We start from the raw sequence: 21418 nt of genomic DNA on the forward strand, positions 1-21418 counted from the left end.
CCGCCGGGCCCCCCCCCCCCCCCCGCCCCCCCCCCCCCCCCCGCTCCCACAGGGTTCAGTGGTGTTTGCTGAAGCGTTGTACGAGCTTCATGACCACCACGAAGAACAACGGCACAAAGATCACCGCCAGCGTCGCGGTGATCATCCCGCCGATCACCCCGGTGCCAATGGCCTGCTGGCTTGCCGAGCTGGCGCCGGTGGCGATGGCCAGCGGCACCACGCCAAGGATGAATGCCAGCGAGGTCATGATGATCGGCCGCAGACGCAGGCGCGCTGCCTGCAACGTCGCATCGATCAGGTCATGGCCTTCGTCATACAGGCTCTTGGCGAACTCGATGATCAGGATCGCGTTCTTCGCCGAAAGACCGATGATGGTAATCAGCCCGACCTTGAAGAACACGTCGTTGGGCATCCCGCGCAAGGTCACCGCCAGCACTGCGCCGAGCACGCCCAGCGGCACCACCAGCAGCACCGAGGTCGGAATCGACCAACTCTCGTACAGCGCCGCCAGACACAGGAACACGATCAGCAGCGACAGCCCGAGCAGGATCGGCGCCTGACTGCCGGACAAACGTTCCTGCAGTGACAGCCCTGTCCATTCCTGACCCAGGCCTTTCGGCCCTTGGGCGACCAGCCGTTCAATTTCCGCCATGGCCTCGCCGGTGCTGTGTCCGGGCGATGGCTCGCCGGAAATCGCAATCGCCGGGTAGCCGTTATAGCGGGTCAACTGCGCCGGGCCTTGGGTCCATTTCGCCTGGACGAACGCCGACAGCGGCACCATGTGCCCGGCGTTGTTGCGCACGTGCATTTTCAGCAGATCATCGACCTGACTGCGCTGATCGCCTTCGGCCTGCACCACCACCCGTTGCATCCGGCCCTGATTGGGGAAGTCGTTGATGTAGGAAGAGCCTACGGCCGTAGACAAGACGTTGCCGATGTCGGCGAACGACACGCCCAGCGCGTTGGCCTGCTTGCGGTCCACCTCCAGTTGTACCTGCGGTGCTTCGGCCAGCGCGCTTTCGCGCACGTTCATCAGCACCGGGCTTTTTTCCGCGGCGGCGAGCAGTTCGCTGCGCGCCTGCATCAATGTCGCGTGGCCGAGGCCGCCGCGATCCTGCAGACGGAATTCGAAGCCGCTCGACGTGCCGAGGCCATCCACCGGCGGCGGCAACACCGCAAAGGCAACGGCGTCCTTGATCTGGCTCAGGGCGATGTTGGCGCGATCGGCAATCGAGGTGGCGGAATCATCATGGCCGCGTTCAGACCAGTCCTTGAGGGTGGTGAACGCCAACGCCGCGTTCTGCCCGCTGCCGGAGAAACTGAAGCCGAGAATCACCGTGCTGTCGCCCACACCCGGTTCACTGGCGTTGTGCGCTTCGATCTGCTCGACCACCTGCACCGTACGGTTCTTGCTCGCGCCCGGCGGCAGTTGAATGTCAGTGATGGTGTAACCCTGATCCTCAACCGGCAGGAACGAGGAGGGCAGGCGCGCAAAGCACACGCCCATGCCGATCAGCAGCACGCCGTAGATCAGCAGATAACGCCCGCTGCGCTTCAGCGCGTAGCCGACCCAACCTTGATAGCGATCGGTCAGTTGCTCGAAGCGGCGGTTGAACCAGCCGAAGAATCCCGACTTCTCATGATGCTCGCCCTTGGCAATCGGCTTGAGCAGCGTGGCGCACAGTGCCGGGGTCAAGGTCAGGGCCAGGAATGCCGAGAACAGGATCGAGGTTGCCATCGACAGCGAGAACTGCCGGTAAATCACCCCGACCGAACCCTGCATGAATGCCATCGGAATGAACACTGCCACCAGCACCAGGGTGATGCCGATGATCGCCCCGGTGATCTGCTTCATCGCCTTGCGCGTCGCCTCTTTCGGCGACAGGCCTTCACTGGCCATGATCCGCTCGACGTTCTCCACCACAACGATCGCGTCGTCCACCAGAATGCCGATGGCCAGCACCATGCCGAACATGGTCAGCACGTTGATCGAGAAACCCAGCGCCAGCATGGTGGCGAAAGTGCCCATCAGGGCCACCGGCACCACCAGCGTCGGGATCAGCGTGTAGCGGATGTTCTGCAGGAACAGAAACATCACCGCAAACACCAGCAGCATCGCTTCGCCGAGGGTGTAAACCACTTTGGTGATCGAGACTTTGACGAACGGCGAGGTGTCATACGGAATCTTGTATTCGACGCCGGCCGGGAAGTAGCGCGACAGCTCGTCCATCTTCGCCCGGATCAATGTCGCGGTAGCGAGGGCATTGGCTCCCGGCGCCAGCTGCACGCCGACAGCGGTGGACGGCTTGCCATTCAGACGTGTGCCGAACTGGTATTCCTGGCTGCCGATTTCGACCCGTGCAACATCCTTGATACGCACGGTGGAGCCGTCCGGATTGGCCTTGAGCACGATGTCGGCGAACTCTTCCGGCGTCGACAATTGCCCCTTGACCAGAATCGTCGCAGTGATTTCCTGCGAGGACGGATTGGGCAAGTCACCAATGCTGCCCGCCGACACCTGCGCGTTCTGCGCAACGATGGCGGCGTTGACGTCGGCCGGGGTCAGATTGAAACCGATCAGCTTCTGCGGATCGATCCAGATCCGCATCGCCCGTTCGGCGCCGTACAGCTGCGCCTTGCCGACGCCGTCGATGCGTTTGATCTCGTTCATCACGTTGCGCGCCAGATAATCACTGAGCGCCACGTCGTCGAGCTTGCCGTCACTGGAGGTCAGGGTGATCAGCAACAGGAAGCCGGCAGAGACTTTCTCCACCTGCAAGCCTTGCTGGTTCACCGCTTGCGGCAGGCGCGACTCGACCACTTTGAGGCGGTTCTGTACATCGACCTGGGCCAGTTCCGGGTTGGTGCCGGGCTGGAAGGTGGCCTTGATCGTGGCGCTGCCGAGGCTGCTTTGCGATTCGAAGTACAGCAGGTGATCGGCGCCGTTGAGCTCTTCCTCGATCAGGCTGACCACGCTTTCATCGACGGTCTGTGCCGATGCGCCGGGGTACACGGCGTAGATTTCGATCTGCGGCGGCGCGACGTCTGGGTACTGCGCCACCGGCAATTGCGGAATGGCCAGCGCACCGGCCAACAGGATGAACAGGGCGACAACCCAGGCGAACACCGGGCGATCGATAAAGAACTGCGGCATATGAAAACGTCCTGCTTACTGACCAGAGGTCTGGGCAAGTGGAAGAGGGGTGTCGTCGATCTGCACTTTTTCGCCGGGACGGGCGTGTTGCAGGCCTTCGATGACAATGCGGTCGCCGGGCTTGAGGCCACCGGTGACGATCCAGCGGTCGTTCTGCACCGCGCCCAGTTGCACCGGCTGCTGGGCGACGCGCATCTGCTCGTCGACGGTCAGCACCTGGGCGATACCCGCGCTGTCACGCTGCACCGCACGCTGCGGCACGGTGATGCCGTTCTGCACGGTCGCTTGTTGCAGGCGAACGCGGATGAAGCTGCCCGGCAGCAGGTCGAGGTCAGGGTTGGGGAATTCGCTGCGCAGAATGATCTGGCCGGTGCCCGGATCGACGCTGATGTCGCTGAACAGCAGTTTGCCCGGTAACGGATAGAGGCTGCCGTCATCCTGAATCAGCGTGACCTTGACCTGATCCTGACCGACTTCCTGCAACTGCCCGGAACGGAACGCGCGACGCAGTTCATTCAGTTCACGGGTCGACTGGGTAAGGTCGGCGTAGATCGGGTTGAGCTGCTGAATCAGCGCCAGTGGCGTGGTTTCGTTCTGCCCGACCAGCGCGCCTTCGGTGACCAGCGCACGGCCGACGCGTCCGGAAATCGGCGCGGTGACGGTGGCGTAGCCCAGATTCAACTTCGCGCGCTCCACGGCGGCTTTGTTGGCCGCCACGTCGGCGGCAGTTTGCCGGGCATTGGCGCGGGCGTTGTCGTAATCCTGAGCGCTGATGGCCTTGTCGTCGATCAACTGCGCGTAGCGCTGCTCCTGCAGCTTGGCCTGGAACGCATTGGCCTCGGCCTTGCGCAGCGCGGCTTCAGCGCTGTCGAGGTCAGCCTTGAACGGTGCCGGGTCGATGCGGAACAGCACGTCGCCCTTTTTCACGTCGCTGCCTTCGCGAAAGGTGCGTTGCAGCACCACACCGGCCACCCGGGCACGCACTTCGGCGATCCGTGGCGCGGCGATGCGCCCGCTCAGTTCGCTGCTGATCGACAGGGGGCGGGCCTCGATGGTCTCGATCCGCACGGTGGCCGGCGGCGCTTCCTCTTCAGCCTTCGAAGACGAATCACAGGCGCCCAGCAACAGCGCAACGGCGATGAGGCCGAGCCCGGCCAGCAGATTTTTCGACATGTACTACCCCCAATATTGAAGCCCGCATCCTAAGGCCAGACGCCGAGGGTAGCGGTGAAGCTTTGTAGGCGCTGTGTGAAATTGTGTAAGGGTTTTACTCAGGGACGGGTGAGGGCGTATATCCTTTACGCCTTGAATTCTTTTGTGACGGTTGGACCGCTTTCGCGAGCAGGCTCGCTCCCACACAGGTTTTGTGATCGACGCAAAATCAATGTGGGAGCGAGCCTGCTCGCGAAGAGGGTCTGACATCCACCACAGCAATATCTGGAACACCCCATGCCCAACATCCTCCTGGTCGAAGACGACACCGCCCTCGCCGAACTGATTTCCAGCTACCTGGAGCGCAACGGTTACTCCGTCAGCGTGATCGGCCGTGGTGACCATGTGCGCGAACGGGCGCGGATCAATCCGCCGGACCTGGTGATTCTCGACCTGATGCTGCCGGGTCTCGACGGCCTGCAGGTCTGCCGCTTGCTGCGCGCCGATTCGGCAACCCTGCCGATTCTGATGCTGACTGCCCGTGACGACAGCCACGATCAGGTGCTGGGCCTGGAAATGGGGGCTGACGACTACGTCACCAAGCCCTGTGAACCACGGGTCCTGCTGGCACGAGTGCGTACTTTGCTGCGGCGCAGCAGCCTTGGTGAGCCGATGACGGTCAACGACCGGATCGTCATGGGCAATCTGTGCATCGACCTGTCCGAGCGCACCGTGACCTGGCGCGAGCAGCCGGTTGAGCTGTCCAGCGGCGAATACAATTTGCTGGTGGTACTGGCCCGGCATGCCGGGGAAGTGCTGAGCCGCGATCAAATCCTGCAACGCCTGCGCGGCATTGAGTTCAACGGCACTGATCGCTCGGTGGACGTGGCGATTTCCAAGCTGCGGCGCAAGTTCGACGATCACGCCGGCGAGGCGCGCAAGATCAAGACCGTGTGGGGCAAGGGTTACCTGTTCAGCCGTTCCGAATGGGAATGCTGAGCTGATGTTCAGAATCCTGTTTCGCCTGTATCTGGTGACGATCGTCTCCTACAGCGCGGCCATTTATCTGGTGCCGGACTTGGTGATCATGGCGTTCCGCGAGCGCTTCATCACCTACAACCTCGACTACTCGCGAGGCCTGCAATCGCTGATCACCCGGCAGTTTCACGCAGTGCCGCAAGACCAGTGGCCAGCGCTGGCGCAGTCGATGGACAAGGACTTCCTGCCGTTGCACATCGCCTTGGCGCGCATCGACGACGCCGATTTCACCGCCCCCGAGCAGGCACGTCTGCGCGCTGGGGAAAACGTGGTGCGCATTGGCGATTGGGGATGGCGCACCTTGGCGGTTACGCCGCTGAACGATGACGTCGCCGTGCAAATGGTGGTGCCGCCGGATCCGCTGGACGTCAACCTGTTGTACTGGAGCATCAACGTGCTGATCGGCGCGAGCATGCTCGCCTGCCTGCTGTTGTGGATTCGCCCGCACTGGCGCGACCTGGAGCGGCTCAAGGGCGCTGCCGAACGCTTCGGCAAGGGCCACTTGAGCGAGCGCACGCAGATCCCGCCCAGCTCCAACATCGGCAGCCTGGCCAACGTGTTCGACACCATGGCCGGCGACATCGAGGATCTGCTCAATCAGCAGCGCGACCTGCTCAATGCGGTGTCCCACGAATTGCGCACGCCGCTGACCCGGCTGGATTTCGGTCTGGCCCTGGCGCTGTCCGATGATTTGCCGGCGACCAGTCGCGAGCGCCTGCAAGGGCTGGTCGCGCACATACGCGAACTGGATGAGCTGGTGCTGGAATTGCTGTCTTACAGCCGCCTGCAGAATCCGGCGCAATTACCGGAACAGGTAGAGGTGTCGCTGGATGAGTTCATCGACAGCATTCTGGGCAGCGTCGATGAAGAGCTGGAATCGCCGGACATCGTCATCGACGTATTGCTGCATGGCCAGCTCGAACGTTTTTCGCTGGATCCGCGCCTGACTGCCCGGGCGATCCAGAACCTGCTGCGCAATGCCATGCGCTATTGCGAGAAACGCATTCAGATTGGTGTGCAGGTCAGCGCCGATGGCTGCGGGATCTGGGTCGACGACGATGGCATTGGCATCCCGGATGACGAGCGGGAACGGATTTTCGAACCGTTCTATCGCCTCGATCGCAGTCGTGATCGGGCCACCGGTGGCTTTGGCCTGGGCCTGGCGATCAGCCGCCGGGCGCTGGAGGCGCAGGGCGGGACGCTGACGGTGGAAAGTTCGCCGCTGGGCGGGGCGCGGTTCAGGTTGTGGTTGCCGAACCTGGCTTGACCCGAAACCTGTGGGAGCGGGCTTGCTCGCGAAGGCGGAGCATCAGTCGACATAGATTTATCTGACACACCGCTTTCGCGAGCAAGCCCGCTCCCACAGGGGTTTTAGGTTGGTCAGATGAGTTGGTTCGACTGAATCAACCCAACCCCGGCCGTTTGCATCCGCTCCATCGCCGTCGCCAGTGATCCATCCATGTCAATGGCGCGACAGGCATCCAGCACCACAAACGCATTGAACCCCGCCGCCCGCGCATCCAGCGCCGAGTACATCACGCAGAAATCCAGCGCCAGACCGACCATGTACACCGTGTCGATCCCGCGTTCTTTCAGGTAACCGGCCAGACCGGTGGTGGTGCGCCGGTCCGCCTCGAGAAACGCCGAATAGCTGTCGATGTCCGGGTTGCAGCCCTTGCGGATGATCAGTTGCGCGTGAGGCAGATCCAGCTTTGGGTGAAACTCGGCGCCGGCAGTGCCTTGTACGCAATGATCCGGCCAGAGCGTCTGTTCGCCGTAGGGCAACTGAATCACATCGTAGGGCTTGCGCCCGGGGTGACTCGAGGCAAACGACGCGTGCCCGGTCGGGTGCCAGTCCTGGGCAATGATGACCTGCTTGAACAGACCGCTGAGGCGATTGATCAGCGGTACGATCAGATCGCCTTCAGGGACGGCCAGTTGGCCACCGGGGGTGAAGTCGTTCTGCACGTCGATGACCAGCAGGGCAGTGCGAGGTGAAATCTGCATCGGTGCTTCCTCCTTGGATAATCACGCGCTCAGCATAGTAGCCGCGGCAATCATGCGCTCAACCGTTCGATCAAGTGCTTGGCCAGCTCTTCCAGATCTTGCGCCGGGTTGTGCCCGATCAACATCCACGCATGCTCACCTTCGGTCCAGTACACCACATTCATTTCATGGCGCCTTTCGTGCGCCAGTGGCCGACTGCCGCTATTGGTGCGGGTCACGCACAAGGCCAGCGGCCCATGTTTCGCGTCCAGATAGGTCAGTTGTGCGATCGGTACGCCGTCGTACTCGAGCATTTGTGCACGTTTGAGTTCGGCGCCCGGCAACTTCAGCAGCGCCGGTGACAGGTTCAGGCCCAGCCGCGCGTCCACCGCGCGTAATTGCGCGCGTTGGCTGGCTTCGTCGCTCGGCAAATGATCGAGGGTTTGCGGCACATACAGCGCCATATAGTCGCCGACCATGGTGCGCCAGTTATGCGCTTGCTGTGATTGCCAGGCGATGAACAGGCGATCGGCCAATACGCCGCCAGCCAGCAGACTCGCGGCGGCCGCACCGATAAACCAGCGTCGGCTCAGGCCCGGCCGCTGGGGAGAGGGAATCGCATCGAGGCGCGCCTGCAAACGTTCCAGCGGTGCCTGTTGTGCCAGTTCGTCATAGGCCTCCTTGTACGGCAGGCTGCTGCGTTCGAACCATTGCACGCGCAGGCTGAGCAACGGATCGTCGGCAATCGCGCTGTCGAGCTGGCTGCGATACGCGGGGTCCAGCTCGTCATCGAGATAGGCCACCAGTTGTTCGTCGGAGGGCTTGTTCATGGGCGGTCACCTCCGGTGGTTTTCGGCACGGCTTGCAGGGGCGGGTATTCAGCCAGTTTCAGGCGCGCGGTGGCCAGACGGCTCATCACCGTGCCGATCGGCACTTGCAGGATCTCGGCGACTTCGCGGTAGGACAGGCCTTCGACATAGGCCAGATACACGGTTTCGCGCTGGGTTTCCGGCAACGCATCGACCCGGCGAATCACCTGCGCCGCCATCACATGAGTCTGCGCGGCGTATTCGCCATCGAAGGCCAGTTGCCCATCGGCATCGACCTGACCGGCGCCCTGACGCACCCGGCGGGCGCGCACTTCGTTGAGCCAGATCGAATGCAGGATGCTCAGCAGCCAGCGATCCATGCGCGTGCCGGCGACATATTGCCCGGCACGTTCCAATGCCCGCACACACGTGGCCTGCACCAGATCCTCGGCCACGTGCCGATTGCGCGACAGCAGCAGACCGTAGCGCCACAGTCGCGCCAGATGCTGTCCGAGTTCCGCTCTGAATGCCTGATCGCTGACGATGATGGCGTTCCTTTATTTATTTCAGGTTTTCGATGAATCGTTGATGGCTTCAGCCAGGTCCTGGTATTCCTCGCAGGAGGTGCCGCAAATCGATTTGATCTGCTGCAACTGTTCCTGCGCCAGATCGACGCGGCCTTTGATCACGTAGGCTTCGCCGAGGTATTCGCGCACTTGCGCGTATTGCGGATCGAGTTTCACCGATTGCAGGTAATAGCCGATGCCCTCGTCGGTACGCCCCAGTTTTCGCGTGGCGTAACCGCGATAGTTGAGGGCCTTGGCGGTGTTCGGTTGTTTCAAGGTGTCGAGCAGGGCCAGGGCTTCTTCGTATCGACCGTCCTTGGCCAATCTGTAGGCGTAATCGGTCCGATCGGCATCCGGCACGGCGCTGCTGGTCTGCATCACGCATTTCTGCGATTTGCTGTCCCAGACCTGGCCTTTGGGGCAATTGGGCTTCTGCACGGGAGCGTCTTCATCACCGTTGGCAAACGCCATCGATGCGGACAACACAGCCACCAGCAGCAACGGGGCGGCGAACATAACGGAACGGATAGTCATGGGCAAGGCTCCACAGGGGGTTATGTATCACTTTGAACACCGCAGGACGGCAATTTATTCATTGCTTTGTCAGGCTCTGTTCAAGGTACGCGCAAATAGCGCGGTTATGCTCAGGAACGCCTGCCGTCCATCCAGCGCTTCGCCATGACCCAGCGCTGACACACGAGGAACTGCCATGAAAGATCAGGTCCATCATTCCGCTGCTGCCGGCTACAGAACTGCCGCCGACACCTACGTCAAAGGTCGCCCCGATTACCCGCCGCAGGTCAGCCAGTGGTTGAGCCAGACGTTGGGTCTGGACAGTCACAAGACCGTCATCGATCTGGGTGCCGGTACCGGCAAGTTCACCGGACGGCTGGTGGCGACCGACGCGCAGGTAATCGCCGTGGAACCGGTGGCGCAGATGCTGGAAAAACTCTCCGCCGCCTGGCCGCAGGTGCTGGCGGTGAGCGGCACCGCCACGGATCTGCCATTGCCCGACGCGTCGGTGGATGCGGTGGTCTGCGCGCAGGCGTTTCACTGGTTCGCCACCCCCGAAGCCTTGAACGAAATCGCCCGCGTGCTAAAGCCCGGCGGCAGACTCGGGCTGATCTGGAACCTGCGCGACACGCAGGTGAGCTGGGTACCGAAACTCGATGCCCTGGTCAACGCGCTGGAGGGTGATACGCCGCGTTACTACACCGGCCAGTGGCGTCAGGCGTTCCCACATCCGGCGTTCGGCGCGCTGCAGTTGCAGCAGTTTCATCATGGACATACCGGTTCGCCGGAGGATGTGATTTTCAATCGGGTACGCTCCACCAGTTTCATCGCGGCACTGCCGCAGGCGCAACGGGACAAGGTCGATGAGCAGATCCGCGCGTTGATCGCCTCGGAGCCGGCGTTGCGTGGGCGGCATGTGCTGACGGTGCCTTATGAGACGGCGGCGTATGTGGCGGTGAAGGGCGGTTAGATCGGCGGTGACTTCATCGCCAGCAGGCTGGCTCCCACAGGGGCAAGTGAGTGTCATCAATCCATGTAGGAGCTGCCGAAGGCTGCGATCTTTTGACTTTCAAGATCAAAAGATCGCAGCCTTCGGCAGCTCCTACAGAGATCAAGGCGCGGCAAAAATCTCCTTGTTGGAGTCAGTCCCGCATTTGGCCGAACCGCCATCGTGATGCCTTGTTATAGTTCGGGCTTCATTTTTTGCCCGGTAAAGGATCACTGCCATGACTCAATACACCGCCTTCAGCGTCGAACTGGCCGACAACATCGCTCATGTGCAGATCAATCGTCCAGAAAAGATCAACTCGATGAACGCCGCGTTCTGGAGCGAGATCGTCGAGATTTTCCAGTGGATCGATGACACCGACGAAGTGCGGGTGGTGGTACTGAGCGGCAACGGTAAACACTTTTCCTCGGGCATCGACCTGATGATGCTCGCCGGCGTCGCCAATGAACTGGGCAAGGACGTCGGCCGTAACGCACGCCTGCTGCGGCGCAAGATCCTCACCCTGCAAGCCTCGTTCAACGCTGTCGACAACTGCCGCAAACCGGTGCTCGCGGCAATTCAAGGTTATTGCCTCGGTGGCGCCATCGACCTGATCGCCGCCTGCGACATGCGTTACGCCGCCGAAGACGCGCAGTTCTCGATCAAGGAAATCGATATCGGCATGGCTGCCGATGTTGGCACTTTGCAACGGTTGCCACGGATCATCGGGGACGGCATGCTGCGTGAACTGGCTTACACCGGCCGCACCTTCGGCGCTGAAGAAGCGCGCAGCATCGGCTTGGTCAATCGCGTGTATGGCGATAAGGAGCTGCTGCTCGAAGGCGTCATGGACATTGCCCGTGACATCGCCAGCAAATCGCCGATCGCCGTGACCGGCACCAAGGAAATGATCAGCTACATGCGCGACCATCGCATTGACGACGGCCTCGAATACGTTGCCACCTGGAACGCCGCCATGCTGCAATCCACCGACTTGCGCGTGGCCATGGCCGCCCATATGAGTAAACAGAAACCCGAATTTCTGGATTGAGAAACCATGACAGCTCGCTGGACCACTGCAGTACTGGACACCGATCAACCCGGCGGCTGGGCCGTGGCGCGCAGCCCCGAAGGCTTTCTGTTCGATGACAACGGCGCGCTGTTCCCGCGGGAATGGCTCACGCGCCAGGACTTGTCGATCCTTGCCGAACACGGCATCGGCCATCTCGATGGCGAGCCGGTGTACCTGCTGGAATTGCACCGTTCCAGCGACGTGCCGGGCTGCAACTGGAAAGGCCTGAGGGCATTCATGCTCGATGGCGATCACACCGTCTATAAAGTGCTGGGCTATGCCGCGCAGATCGGCACCTGGGCCCGCGAGCATCGGTTTTGCGGCAACTGCGGACAGGCGATGACACAGGTGCCGGGCGAGCGGGCGATGTATTGCCAGCCGTGCGACCTGCGCAGTTATCCGCGCATTTCGCCGAGCATGATCGTGCTGGTGACCCGTGGTGACGAGATCCTGCTGGCGCGCTCACCGCGTTTCGTCAGCGGGGTCTACAGCACGCTGGCCGGGTTCGCCGAGCCGGGCGAGTCGGCGGAGGACTGCCTGATTCGCGAGGTGCGCGAGGAAGTCAGTATCGAGGTGAAGAACATCCAGTACATGGGCAGCCAGTGCTGGCCGTTCCCGCATTCGATGATGCTCGGCTTCCATGCCGAATATGCCGGTGGCGAAATCATCTGCCAGGAAGACGAGATCGAAGACGCCCAGTGGTTCAACGTGCACGATTTGCCGCCGTTGCCGGCGTCAAAATCGATTGCCCGGTACCTGATCGACGTCTACGTGGCGCGCCGCTTAGGCCACGCTGAACCAGTGTTGCCAGGCTAGCCGCACGGTCAAGCCCAGCACCACGGTGATGAACACCGGGCGAATGAACTTGGCGCCACCGCTGATCGCGGTGCGCGCCCCGAAGAACGCGCCGACCATCACCGACAGGCCCATGCTCAGGCCGATGATCCAGTCCACTTGCCCGGAAAACACGAACACTGACAGCGCCGCAATGTTGCTGACGAAGTTCATGCTGCGCGCCACCCCGCTGGCCTTGACCAGATCGATCGGGTAGAGCAGCAGGCTGCTGACCGTCCAGAACGCACCCGTGCCGGGGCCGGCCACGCCGTCGTAGAAACCGAGGCTGAAGCCTTGGGTCGATTGCCATTTCTTCTTGATCGGCGCGTCGCTGTCCAGCGGCGCTTTGGGCGTGCCGCCGAACAACAGATACAGGCCACAGGCGAAGACGATCACCGGCAGCATCTTGTTCAGCCATTCCGCCGGCAGGTAGTGCGCGACGATGGCCCCGGTGAGCGCGCCGACCAGGGTGCCGACGATCGCGTGCATCCACTGCCGAGGGTGGAACAGTTTGCGTCGGTAGAAAGTGAAACTGGCGGTGGCCGAGCCGAACGTCGAACTCAGTTTGTTGGTGCCCAGCACCAGGTGCGGTGGCAGGCCGGCAGTGAGCAGCGCCGGGGTGGTCAACAGACCGCCGCCGCCGGCAATGGCGTCGATGAAACCGGCAATGAAAGCGACGAGGGCGAGGATGGCCAGGGTGGTGAGGTCAACGCTGAGTTCGAAAGGCATGGAATCGGCTTATTCGGCAGGGCGCAGAAGGGCTGCGGGAGGTCGGTCATGTTACCTGTATCCGGCTTTTGCGGCGACCCGTCGGACGCCTTCGCGAGCAAGCCCGCTCCCACATTCTGGAATGCATTCAACCTGTGGGAGCGGGCTTGCTCGCGAAGAGGTCGGCTCAGGCACCGCCTATTCAACTGTTGCCCACCCAACACCTCGACAACAAATCACCCTCCAACAATGCAACTCCATCAGCCTCAAGCCCAATAAACCGGCCCTCTGGACGCTGGCACGCTTGCTGCTCTGTCCCATTGACCTTCCCAATGTCCCGAGGACACGCCAATGAGCAAGCAAGCCGTGAAATTCGCCTACTGGGTGCCGAACGTCAGTGGCGGCCTGGTGGTCAGCAAGATCGAGCAGCGCACCGACTGGGGCATCGACTACAACCGCAAACTGGCGCAACTCGCCGAGGCTGCCGGATTTGAATATGCCCTGACACAGATCCGCTTTACCGCCGGTTACGGTGCCGAGTTCCAGCATGAGTCGGTGGCGTTCAGTCATGCGCTGCTGGCCGCCACCAGCAAGCTCAAGGTGATCGCGGCGATTCTGCCGGGGCCGTGGCAACCGGCGCTGGCGGCCAAGCAGTTGGCGACCATCGATCAACTCACCAACGGCCGGATCGCGGTGAACATCGTCAGCGGCTGGTTCAAGGGCGAGTTCCAGGCCATCGGCGAGCACTGGCTGGAACACGATGAGCGCTATCGGCGCTCGGAGGAATTCATCCGTTCGTTGCGCGGGATCTGGAGTCAGGACGACTTCAGCTTTCGCGGTGACTTCTACCGCTTCGACCATTACACCCTCAAACCGAAACCGCTCGGGCGTCCGGAAATCTTTCAGGGCGGCAGCTCCCGTGCCGCACGAGACATGGCGGCGCGAGTTTCGGATTGGTATTTCACCAACGGCAACAGCGTCGAGGGGATCAAGGCTCAAGTCGATGACATTCGGGCCAAAGCGGCGGCAAACAATCATTCGGTGAAAATCGGCGTCAACGCTTTCGTCATCGCCCGCGACACTGAAGAAGAGGCGCGTGCGGTACTGGCGCAGATCATCGACCAGGCTGACCCGGACGCGGTCAACGCTTTCGGTGACGCAGCGAAACAGGCGGGCAGGGCATCACCGGAGGGTGAGGGCAACTGGGCGAAATCGACGTTCGAGGATCTGGTGCAGTACAACGATGGCTTCAAGACCAACCTGATCGGCACGCCACAGCAGATTGCCGAGCGGATTGTGGCGTTGAAAGCGGTGGGGGTGGATCTGGTGCTGGCGGGGTTTCTGCACTTTCAGGAGGAGGTGGAGTATTTCGGCAAGCGTGTGCTGCCGCTGGTGCGCGAGCTGGAGTCTGAAAAGACTGCCGCCGTCGCCTGAAACACCACAACCCCCCCTGTAGGAGCTGCCGAAGGCTGCGATCTTTTGATCTTGCTTCTAAAAATCAAAGGCAAAAGATCGCAGCCTTCGGCAGCTCCTACAGGGGGGAACTGTGTGAACTTAGAGGCCTAGATCGGAGAGCCCCGGATGATCATCCGGACGCCGACCCAGCGGCCAGTGGAACTTGCGCTCGCTTTCCTTGATCGGCATGTCGTTGATGCAGGCGTAACGCTGGAACATCAGCCCGTGCTCATCGAACTCCCAGTTTTCATTGCCGTAGGAGCGGAACCAGTTGCCCGAATCGTCGTGCCATTCATAGGCGTAACGCACGGCAATGCGGGTGTCGGAGTAGGCCCAGAGTTCCTTGATCAGACGGTAGTCCAGCTCCTTGGCCCATTTACGGGTCAGGAAGGCCTTGGCTTCTTCGCGGTTGTTGGCGAACTCGGCGCGGTTGCGCCATTTTGTGTCGACGGTATAGGCCAGCGACACCTTCTCGGGATCGCGGGAGTTCCAGCCATCTTCGGCCAGACGTACTTTTTCGATAGCCGATTCACGGTTGAACGGCGGTAAAGGCGGACGCACTTGGGCAGCAGTCGACATTTTCAGTCTCCCGATCTAATTAACGATTAAACAACGCTCAGGCTTATTTAAGGCGTTACAGGTCCAATAACTTACGCGCCATGCATTGCGCATTATCAGCGGCACTGTGATCACCCATCACCAGCGCTACGGTAATGGCGCCGTCAATCAGGATCAGCAATTGTCTGGCCAGACGTTGCGGATCTTCGACGCCATGTTCGGTACACAGCTCGCACAGGTAGTCGAGCAGCTTCTGTTTGTGGTCTTTGGCGACCTGGCGCACCGGGTCTTCGGGATCGCCGGTTTCGCCGCTGGTATTGATGAAGGCGCAGCCGCGGAAGCCTTCCGAGGCGAACCAGCTTTTGAGCACGGTAAACAGGTTGAGCAGGCGGTCGGCCGGGGTCTCGGCCTGATCCACGGCGCTGCGGTACCAGTGCATCCAGCGCACATCGCGGCGTTGCAGGGCCGCGACGGTCAACTCCTCCTTGTTGGCGAAGTAGCGGTAGATGCTTTTTCTGGAGACGCCGGCGGTTTTCACCAGAAGATCCATGCCGGTGGCGGCGATGCCACTTTTGTAGATCAACTTTTCGGTGACATCCAGAATGATGTCGCGGGTCGAGGTGTCAGTGATTTCGTTCACGTGGTGAACAGTAGAACGATCGTTCTCCTTGGTCAAGCAGTGATTTTCAGATTGCTTTCGCGAGCAGGCTCGCTCCCACATTTGAAATGCGATCCTTTGTGGGAGCGAGCCTGCTCGCGAAGGCGTCATTACAGACAGTAACAAGACCCGAACCGGTTGATGGTGTAAGCTCTCGGGTTCTTCGGATTCGACCCATTGCGAGCCCTATGCCGTTGCTTTTCAAACGCTCTTTGCTGCCCAAACTGCGCAGCTTTCCGCTGACTGCCGAGGCCGTGACCATTCTGTCCGGCGCCGCCGAGTTCCGTCGTTGCCTGCTGGAGAAAATCGCCGAGGCGACCCAACGCATCTACATCGTTGCGCTGTACCTGCAGCACGACGAGGCCGGTCAGGAAATTCTCGATGCCTTGCACGCCGCCAAGCTCAAGCGTCCGGAGCTGGAAATCGTCGTGGTCGTCGACTGGCTGCGCGCCCAGCGCGGCTTGATCGGTGCCGGCAAACAGCCGGGCAACTCGGCGTGGTACCAGGAAATGACCCGCACACACCAGAGTGAAGTGCCGGTCTACGGCGTTCCGGTGCAGACCCGCGAGTTGTTTGGCGTGCTGCATCTGAAAGGCTTCGTGATCGACGATTGCGTGGTTTACAGCGGTGCGAGCCTGAACAATGTCTATCTGCACAAGTTCGACAAGTACCGGTTCGACCGCTATCACGTCATCGAAAACCGTGAACTGGCCGACTCGATGCAGCATCTGGTCAAGCACGGTCTGATCGAATCCAAGGCCGTGCATCGCCTCGATCTGCCGAACCTGCCGACCACCCGCAGCCTGCGCAACGACATCGGCGATCTGCGCAGCCGTCTCAAATATGCGGCGTACGACACCAGTGCCGGCAGCACGGCGCACACTGGTCTGTCGGTGAGTCCGTTGCTGGGCGTGGGCAAGAACAACCCGTTGAACCGGGTGATTGTCGAACTGATCGCCAGCGCGCAACAGCAACTGACCATTTGCACCCCGTACTTCAATCTGCCGCTGCCGATCATCCGCGAGGTCAACCGCGCGCTGGCCCGCGGGGTGAAGATCGACATCGTGGTTGGCGACAAGACGGCCAATGATTTCTACATTCCGCCGAGCGAGCCGTTCAAGGTGATTGCGGCGCTGCCGTATCTGTACGAAATCAGCCTGCGCCGTTTCGCCAAGCGGCATCAGCGCAATATCGACAGTGGCCAGTTGAACCTGCATCTGTGGCGTGACGGCGACAACAGCTATCACCTCAAGGGCATGTGGGTCGACCAGCGTTATACGTTGCTGACCGGCAACAACCTCAATCCACGGGCGTTCCGCCTGGACCTGGAAAACGCGCTGCTGATCGATGATCCGCAAGGCGAGTGGCTGGCGCCACGGGCGAAGGAGCAGGAAGAGATTTTCCGCAATACCACGCGGATTGCCAGCTTCCAGAGCCTGGAGACACTGCCGGAGTACCCGGCGGGGGTGGCGAAGTTTCTCAAGCGGGTGAGTCGGGTGCGGATCGAGCGCTTGCTCTACCGGATTTTGTAAACTTTCAGATTATTCGGTGCGGCTTCGACCGCTTTCGCGAGCAAGCCCGCTCCCACAGGGGGCTGTGTTGACCACAAACAAGGTGATCGACACAGGCCTAATGTGGGAGCGGGCTTGCTCGCGAAGGGGCCGGATCAGGCGCTACAAAAACTCAGTTCAGACCCAACTTGCCACGCAACGTGGACAGATCTTCAGCCAAAGTATTGACCGGGCCAACCAGCGCCTTGCGGTCTGCATCCTTCACTTTGTCGTAAGTCTCGAAACCACCGTCCTTGGTCTTGTACTTGGCGAGGATCTTGTCCACGGTGGCGAAGTTCTTGTCGACTTTGGCGACGAACGCCTTGTCCTGTTTTTCGATCTGCGGACGGAACAGGTCGACGATTTTCTTCGCGCCGTCGATGTTGCCCTGGAAGTCATACAGGTCAGTGTGGCTGTAGCGGTCTTCTTCACCGGAGATCTTGGTCGCGGCGACTTCTTCCAACAGCGCGGCGGCACCACCGACGACTTTCTCAGGCGGGAAGGTCAGGCCGGCGACGCGGGTTTGCAGGTCCTGGACGTCTTTATCCAGTTTGTCTGCCAGGTCGTTCAGGCCCTGAGTGCTCTTCTCCGAGAACAGCGAATATTCGATGCGATGGAAACCGGTGAAGTCTTCGGCCTTCACGCCTTTTTCGTGGTCGTCGACACGGGAGTCGATGGACGCATCGAGGTCACTGAACAGCTCGGCGATCGGCTCGATCGACTCGTAGTAGACGCGGGTCGGCGCGTAAAGCTTCTGCGCGGTGGCCAGATCACCTTTCTTCACCGCATCGGTGAATTGTTTGGTGTGAGTGCCCAGTTGATCCAATTGCTCGGTGACGTAGATCTTGTAGTCCGACACCGGGCCGACCAGATCCAGTGGCGCCGTCGCGGCGAACGCCGAAAGCGGGGTGTTGAGCAAACCGAGGGTCAGCAGTAACGCGAGTGGCGACTTTTTCATGGAGCGGCTCCGAAGGTTTTTATGGTTATGCAGCTGTTTTGGGTTGTGTGGCGTTGAGCAGCGAGCGACCGATGAAATCCTTGTCGCCGGTGACACCCGGAAGGGTGAAGAAGTAACCGCCGCCGACCGGTTTGAGGTATTCCTCAAGCGGCTCGCCGTTGAGGCGGGTCTGCACGGTGATGAAGCCTTTTTCCAGATCGGCCTGGTAGCAGATGAACAGCAGGCCCATGTCGAGCTGGCCGTTCTTGTTCACGCCGTTGGAGTAGTTGAACGGCCGGCGCAGGATCAGGTTGGCTTGGCTCGCAGCGGTGCGCGGGTTGGCCAGGCGAATGTGCGCATCGAGCTTGGTCAGTTTGCCTTCCGGGTCTTTGCTGTAATCCGGGACTTCGGTCTCGTGGTTGGCGCCCATCGGTGCGCCGCTGGTCTTGACCCGACCGATGATGCTTTCCTGTTCCTGCAGCGGTGTACGGTCCCAACGCTCGACGAAGTTGCGGATGATCCGCACCGCTTGATAGCTGCCGTGGGCCGCCCACGCCGGCTCATCGCTGCCCGGTTGCACCCAGACAATCTTGTCCATCGCTTTGGCGTCGTTGGAATCGGGGTTGGCCGAGCCATCACGGAAACCGAGGAAGTTACGCGCCGATTGCGCTGGCACACCCGGTTTGGCCGGGGCTTGCGGCGGCACGCTGCCTTCCTGTTTCCAGCGCACCAGCAGCAGGTCCGGCAGGTTCTTGACGATGTCGCGCAGGGCGTGAATGTTGGTGTCGGCGGTGTTCGAGCAGAATTGCAGGCTCAAGTCGCCGTGGCAGCAATCGGCCTCTAGGGCATCGTTGGGGAAACCGACCATGCGTTGCAGGCGCTTGGGTTTGGCTGCGGCCAGACCGAAGCGCTCGTCGAATAACGATTCGCCTACGGAGACAGTGATGGTCAGGTTGTCCGGGGTCACCACCGGCCCGAGAATGCCGGAATCCGGCGGCGGCAGTTTCGGGTCGATCTGCGCCACCGGGCCGCCCTTCATCAGGAACGCGATGCGTTCGTTGAGGGTGCGGAACAGCCGCTCCAGGTCTTCGCGATCACTGGCCAGTACGTCGAACGAAACGAACATGCCGGCCGCCGGCCGCGGGGTGACGATGCCGGTCTGGTGCACACCATGGAAATCGTGGCGGTCTTCGGTCTTGTCGCTGCTCGGCGCTTCGGTCACTTGTGCCGGGGCCGCAGCCATCGCCGGACAGCTCAGGGCCGAACCGGCCAGGGCGACGCCAGCGACGCCCATGCCCATCAGGAGGCGGCGACGTTGCAGATCGAGGTTTTGCAAATCTTTCATCGGTATTCGTCTTCTGCTTACAGGCCGGAGAGGCCGAGGGCGGGATCGATGCCATCCAGAGCGTCAGCCAGAGCCTGAGCCTTGTCGGCGATCTGTTTGCGTTGTTCGCCACTGACCGTGTCGTAAGTGGCGTAACCGTCCTTGACCTTGAAGCTATTCAGTACGCTGTCGAAATCACTCAGCGCCGCGTCGATTTTCGGCAGCAGATCCGGCGCTGACCTGGTCAGCATCGGCCGCAGCAGCTCGACGACTTTGTGCGCGGTTTCCAGGTTGCTGGCGAAGCCATTGAGGTCGGCGTGGCTGTAGCGTTCCTCTTCACCGCTGGCGGCGCGCACGTCGGCCAGGGTGTTGAGGTTGCGCACCACGATGCTCACCAGTTGCTCCGGCGGCAGCGACTGGGCCAGCAGTTGCTGTTTGAGGGTGGTGACGTCGGCCAGCAGACGCTCGGCGACCGGATTCAAGCCGTCGAGGCTGCGTTGCTGAAACAGCGCGTATTCGATCCGGTGGAAGCCAACGAACGCTGGATCCTGTTCGCGTTTTTCGAAGTAATCAGCGCGGGCATTGATGCTGTTGTCCAGTTCGGCCAGACGTTGCGCGGCCGGTGCCAGACGCTGGTAAGCGGCACGGGCCGGCAGGTACAGCGCCTGTGCCTGGGCCAGGTCGCCGCTGGTAATCGCCTGATTCAGTGCGGTCACGGCTTTGATCAGCGCGCTGCCCTGAGTGGCCAGATACACGCGGAATTCCGACAACGGCCCGACGAACGCGACCATCGACGGTTTGGCCTTGGCGGCCTCATCGGAGGCGGCAGTCGGCGTTACGTGCAGCACGCCACGCGGATTGCTCAGCAGACCGCAGGTAATCGCGTAGTCGCCAGGTTGCAGATTGGCGTTGATCACCTGGCTCAGGCCGGGGGCGATGTTCTCGCGCTCTTCGATTACCAGCACGCCGTCGAGGATTTCCCATTCCACCGCCCGGTCGGAGCGGTTGACGATGCGGAAACTGGCGCGACCGGCGGGAACCGTCAGCTCGTTCGGATCGCAGCTGTGCGCGTTGATGTTCACCACCACTTCATCATGGTTGTGCTGCCGCTTGGCCGCGGCCATTTTCGAGGCGTAGTAGAACAAGCCACCGGCGGCGATCATCACGACCACCGAACCGGCCACCGCCCAGCGCAAGGCGCGGGGAGGGGAGGCCTGAGGAGTATTAGGCTTTGACATGGATGCCCTTATTGGCTGGAAGCGGAAGTCGTTTTGGCAGCAGCTTTAGTGCTGACCGGCGCGGTGGGGTAGAAGAACATCACCAGCGCCACCACCAGATAGATCAGATAGGCACCGAGGGTGCTGACGGTCGGTGCATCCTGATAGCCGAACATGCCGGCCAGCACCGAACCCAGCGGGCCATCCATCGGTAGCGTCGCGCTGAAGTCGAAGAGCACGGTTTGCAGGTGATTCCACACCCCGGCCTCATGCAGCGCCTGCACCGAGTTGGCAAGAATCCCGGCGGCGACCACCAGAATGAACAACCCGGTCCACTTGAAGAACGCCGACAGGTTCAGGCGCATGCTGCCGCTGTAGATCAGGAAGCCGACAATGATCGCCAGCACCAGGCCGAGCAGGGCACCGATTGGCGCGCCCGGGCCTTCGCTCTGCTGAAATACGGCGAGCAGGAAGAACACGGTTTCCAGCCCTTCGCGAGCCACGGCGAAGAACACCATGGCGATCAGCGCGATCACTTGATGCTTTGACGAGGTCAGGGCGTGATCGAGCGAGGCCTGCAGCGAATGCTTGATCGAACGCGCGACTTTGCGCATCCAGAACACCATCGAGCTGAGAATGCCCACCGCGACCAGTCCGACAATGCCTTCGAACAACTCCTGCTGTTTCTGCGGGAATTCGGCGCTCACCAGTTCCAGGCCACCGCCGACCAGCAGCGCCAGGGCCGCAGCGAGAAACACGCCGATCCACACCGCAGGCATCCACTGGCCACGGCCGGTTTGTTGCAGGTAGCTGGCGATGATGCCAACGATCAGCGCGGCTTCGATGCCTTCGCGCAGCATGATCAGAAAGGGAACGAGCATTCAGGCAACCACGAGTTT

20 protein-coding genes are annotated in these 21418 nt (G+C 61.4%); 7 read left to right on the top strand and 13 right to left on the bottom strand.

The features are described from left to right. Positions 1 to 55: 55 nt before the first annotated feature. On the bottom strand, positions 56 to 3154 hold the full coding sequence (locus tag NTD85_RS00660) for an efflux RND transporter permease subunit (protein WP_262141174.1): 3099 nt from the start codon (positions 3152 to 3154) through the stop codon (positions 56 to 58). A 15-nt stretch (positions 3155 to 3169) separates the two neighbouring features. Next, positions 3170 to 4327 (bottom strand): efflux RND transporter periplasmic adaptor subunit, encoded by a 1158-nt coding sequence (locus tag NTD85_RS00665; protein WP_262141175.1) that lies wholly within the window; start codon positions 4325 to 4327, stop codon positions 3170 to 3172. 276 nt (positions 4328 to 4603) lie between these two features. Here NTD85_RS00665 and NTD85_RS00670 point away from each other — a divergent pair, with 276 nt between their 5' ends. Together NTD85_RS00670 and NTD85_RS00675 are read left to right on the top strand one after the other, a co-directional pair. Continuing rightward, a complete protein-coding gene (locus NTD85_RS00670; RefSeq protein ID WP_003224662.1) occupies positions 4604 to 5305 on the top strand; it encodes a response regulator transcription factor in 702 nt (233 codons plus the stop codon). Between the two features lie 4 nt (positions 5306 to 5309). Continuing rightward, on the top strand, positions 5310 to 6611 hold the full coding sequence (locus NTD85_RS00675; protein ID WP_262141176.1) for an ATP-binding protein: 1302 nt from the start codon (positions 5310 to 5312) through the stop codon (positions 6609 to 6611). Between the two features lie 113 nt (positions 6612 to 6724). On the opposite strand, the gene pncA is transcribed toward NTD85_RS00675, so the two are convergent. The 4 genes from pncA to NTD85_RS00695 all read right to left on the bottom strand — a co-directional run bounded on the left by pncA (position 6725) and on the right by NTD85_RS00695 (position 9239). Further along, on the bottom strand, positions 6725 to 7351 hold the full coding sequence (pncA, locus tag NTD85_RS00680) for a bifunctional nicotinamidase/pyrazinamidase (RefSeq protein WP_103483359.1): 627 nt from the start codon (positions 7349 to 7351) through the stop codon (positions 6725 to 6727). Positions 7352 to 7401: 50 nt separating this feature from the next. Continuing rightward, a complete protein-coding gene (locus NTD85_RS00685) occupies positions 7402 to 8160 on the bottom strand; it encodes an anti-sigma factor family protein (RefSeq protein ID WP_262141178.1) in 759 nt (252 codons plus the stop codon). Next, positions 8157 to 8615: a sigma-70 family RNA polymerase sigma factor gene (locus tag NTD85_RS00690; RefSeq protein ID WP_230679381.1), complete on the bottom strand. Its 459-nt coding sequence runs from the start codon at positions 8613 to 8615 to the stop codon at positions 8157 to 8159. Before NTD85_RS00690 ends, NTD85_RS00685 begins: the two co-directional genes overlap by 4 nt. Positions 8616 to 8705: 90 nt before the next feature. Next, positions 8706 to 9239, bottom strand: coding sequence for a tetratricopeptide repeat protein (locus NTD85_RS00695; RefSeq protein ID WP_262141179.1), 534 nt, complete (start codon positions 9237 to 9239; stop codon positions 8706 to 8708). A gap of 175 nt (positions 9240 to 9414) precedes the next feature. On the opposite strand from NTD85_RS00695, the gene NTD85_RS00700 reads away from it, so the two are divergent. The 3 genes from NTD85_RS00700 to nudC all read left to right on the top strand — a co-directional run bounded on the left by NTD85_RS00700 (position 9415) and on the right by nudC (position 12094). Next, entirely contained in the window at positions 9415 to 10188 is a 774-nt protein-coding gene (locus NTD85_RS00700; protein ID WP_262141180.1) for a class I SAM-dependent methyltransferase, read from the top strand. Positions 10189 to 10444: 256 nt separating this feature from the next. Then, positions 10445 to 11257 (top strand): crotonase/enoyl-CoA hydratase family protein, encoded by an 813-nt coding sequence (locus NTD85_RS00705; RefSeq protein ID WP_003224676.1) that lies wholly within the window; start codon positions 10445 to 10447, stop codon positions 11255 to 11257. Between the two features lie 6 nt (positions 11258 to 11263). Continuing rightward, positions 11264 to 12094 (top strand): NAD(+) diphosphatase, encoded by an 831-nt coding sequence (gene nudC / locus NTD85_RS00710; RefSeq protein ID WP_262141181.1) that lies wholly within the window; start codon positions 11264 to 11266, stop codon positions 12092 to 12094. Here the strand turns inward: nudC and NTD85_RS00715 are convergent. Further along, entirely contained in the window at positions 12062 to 12841 is a 780-nt protein-coding gene (locus NTD85_RS00715; protein WP_003224680.1) for a TSUP family transporter, read from the bottom strand. The two genes, nudC and NTD85_RS00715, sit on opposite strands and share 33 nt — an antisense overlap. A gap of 330 nt (positions 12842 to 13171) precedes the next feature. Here NTD85_RS00715 and sfnG point away from each other — a divergent pair, with 330 nt between their 5' ends. After that, positions 13172 to 14254, top strand: coding sequence for a dimethylsulfone monooxygenase SfnG (gene sfnG, locus NTD85_RS00720; RefSeq protein ID WP_262141182.1), 1083 nt, complete (start codon positions 13172 to 13174; stop codon positions 14252 to 14254). A 120-nt stretch (positions 14255 to 14374) separates the two neighbouring features. On the opposite strand, the gene NTD85_RS00725 is transcribed toward sfnG, so the two are convergent. Both NTD85_RS00725 and NTD85_RS00730 read right to left on the bottom strand, forming a co-directional pair. Next, positions 14375 to 14854 (bottom strand): DUF1348 family protein, encoded by a 480-nt coding sequence (locus NTD85_RS00725; RefSeq protein WP_103483367.1) that lies wholly within the window; start codon positions 14852 to 14854, stop codon positions 14375 to 14377. A 55-nt stretch (positions 14855 to 14909) separates the two neighbouring features. Continuing rightward, the gene (locus tag NTD85_RS00730; RefSeq protein ID WP_096796073.1) at positions 14910 to 15473 is read right to left on the bottom strand and encodes a TetR/AcrR family transcriptional regulator; all 564 of its coding nucleotides are present in this window, start codon (positions 15471 to 15473) and stop codon (positions 14910 to 14912) included. A 206-nt stretch (positions 15474 to 15679) separates the two neighbouring features. Here NTD85_RS00730 and pssA point away from each other — a divergent pair, with 206 nt between their 5' ends. After that, complete coding sequence (gene pssA, locus NTD85_RS00735; protein WP_003224687.1) at positions 15680 to 17023, top strand: CDP-diacylglycerol--serine O-phosphatidyltransferase; 1344 nt, start codon at positions 15680 to 15682, stop codon at positions 17021 to 17023. Positions 17024 to 17174: 151 nt separating this feature from the next. Here the strand turns inward: pssA and efeO (NTD85_RS00740) are convergent, their stop codons facing one another. From efeO (NTD85_RS00740) to efeU, 4 genes are read right to left on the bottom strand one after another with little or no spacing between them, the layout of a single operon-like run. Continuing rightward, positions 17175 to 17999, bottom strand: coding sequence for an iron uptake system protein EfeO (gene efeO / locus NTD85_RS00740; RefSeq protein WP_003224689.1), 825 nt, complete (start codon positions 17997 to 17999; stop codon positions 17175 to 17177). 25 nt (positions 18000 to 18024) lie between these two features. After that, on the bottom strand, positions 18025 to 19323 hold the full coding sequence (gene efeB / locus NTD85_RS00745; protein WP_003224691.1) for an iron uptake transporter deferrochelatase/peroxidase subunit: 1299 nt from the start codon (positions 19321 to 19323) through the stop codon (positions 18025 to 18027). A gap of 17 nt (positions 19324 to 19340) precedes the next feature. After that, positions 19341 to 20540, bottom strand: a complete 1200-nt coding sequence (gene efeO / locus NTD85_RS00750; RefSeq protein WP_262141183.1) for an iron uptake system protein EfeO — start codon at positions 20538 to 20540, stop codon at positions 19341 to 19343. Positions 20541 to 20548: 8 nt separating this feature from the next. After that, the gene (gene efeU / locus NTD85_RS00755; RefSeq protein WP_262141184.1) at positions 20549 to 21400 is read right to left on the bottom strand and encodes an iron uptake transporter permease EfeU; all 852 of its coding nucleotides are present in this window, start codon (positions 21398 to 21400) and stop codon (positions 20549 to 20551) included. Positions 21401 to 21418 lie beyond the last annotated feature (18 nt).

The organism is Pseudomonas sp. 13B_3.2_Bac1 (assembly GCF_025466205.1).
Classification (GTDB): domain Bacteria; phylum Pseudomonadota; class Gammaproteobacteria; order Pseudomonadales; family Pseudomonadaceae; genus Aquipseudomonas; species Aquipseudomonas fluorescens_H.

Coding starts and splice junctions, on each gene's coding strand:
- NTD85_RS00675 (WP_262141176.1), top strand. CDS start 5,310: ATGTTCAGAATCCTGTTTCGCCTGTATCTGGTGACGATCGTCTCCTAC.
- pssA (WP_003224687.1), top strand. CDS start 15,680: ATGCCGTTGCTTTTCAAACGCTCTTTGCTGCCCAAACTGCGCAGCTTT.
- NTD85_RS00660 (WP_262141174.1), bottom strand. CDS start 3,154: ATGCCGCAGTTCTTTATCGATCGCCCGGTGTTCGCCTGGGTTGTCGCC.
- NTD85_RS00665 (WP_262141175.1), bottom strand. CDS start 4,327: ATGTCGAAAAATCTGCTGGCCGGGCTCGGCCTCATCGCCGTTGCGCTG.
- NTD85_RS00725 (WP_103483367.1), bottom strand. CDS start 14,854: ATGTCGACTGCTGCCCAAGTGCGTCCGCCTTTACCGCCGTTCAACCGT.
- NTD85_RS00705 (WP_003224676.1), top strand. CDS start 10,445: ATGACTCAATACACCGCCTTCAGCGTCGAACTGGCCGACAACATCGCT.
- NTD85_RS00715 (WP_003224680.1), bottom strand. CDS start 12,841: ATGCCTTTCGAACTCAGCGTTGACCTCACCACCCTGGCCATCCTCGCC.
- efeU (WP_262141184.1), bottom strand. CDS start 21,400: ATGCTCGTTCCCTTTCTGATCATGCTGCGCGAAGGCATCGAAGCCGCG.
- sfnG (WP_262141182.1), top strand. CDS start 13,172: ATGAGCAAGCAAGCCGTGAAATTCGCCTACTGGGTGCCGAACGTCAGT.
- nudC (WP_262141181.1), top strand. CDS start 11,264: ATGACAGCTCGCTGGACCACTGCAGTACTGGACACCGATCAACCCGGC.
- NTD85_RS00700 (WP_262141180.1), top strand. CDS start 9,415: ATGAAAGATCAGGTCCATCATTCCGCTGCTGCCGGCTACAGAACTGCC.
- NTD85_RS00695 (WP_262141179.1), bottom strand. CDS start 9,239: ATGACTATCCGTTCCGTTATGTTCGCCGCCCCGTTGCTGCTGGTGGCT.
- efeO (WP_262141183.1), bottom strand. CDS start 20,540: ATGTCAAAGCCTAATACTCCTCAGGCCTCCCCTCCCCGCGCCTTGCGC.
- pncA (WP_103483359.1), bottom strand. CDS start 7,351: ATGCAGATTTCACCTCGCACTGCCCTGCTGGTCATCGACGTGCAGAAC.
- efeO (WP_003224689.1), bottom strand. CDS start 17,999: ATGAAAAAGTCGCCACTCGCGTTACTGCTGACCCTCGGTTTGCTCAAC.
- NTD85_RS00670 (WP_003224662.1), top strand. CDS start 4,604: ATGCCCAACATCCTCCTGGTCGAAGACGACACCGCCCTCGCCGAACTG.
- NTD85_RS00685 (WP_262141178.1), bottom strand. CDS start 8,160: ATGAACAAGCCCTCCGACGAACAACTGGTGGCCTATCTCGATGACGAG.
- efeB (WP_003224691.1), bottom strand. CDS start 19,323: ATGAAAGATTTGCAAAACCTCGATCTGCAACGTCGCCGCCTCCTGATG.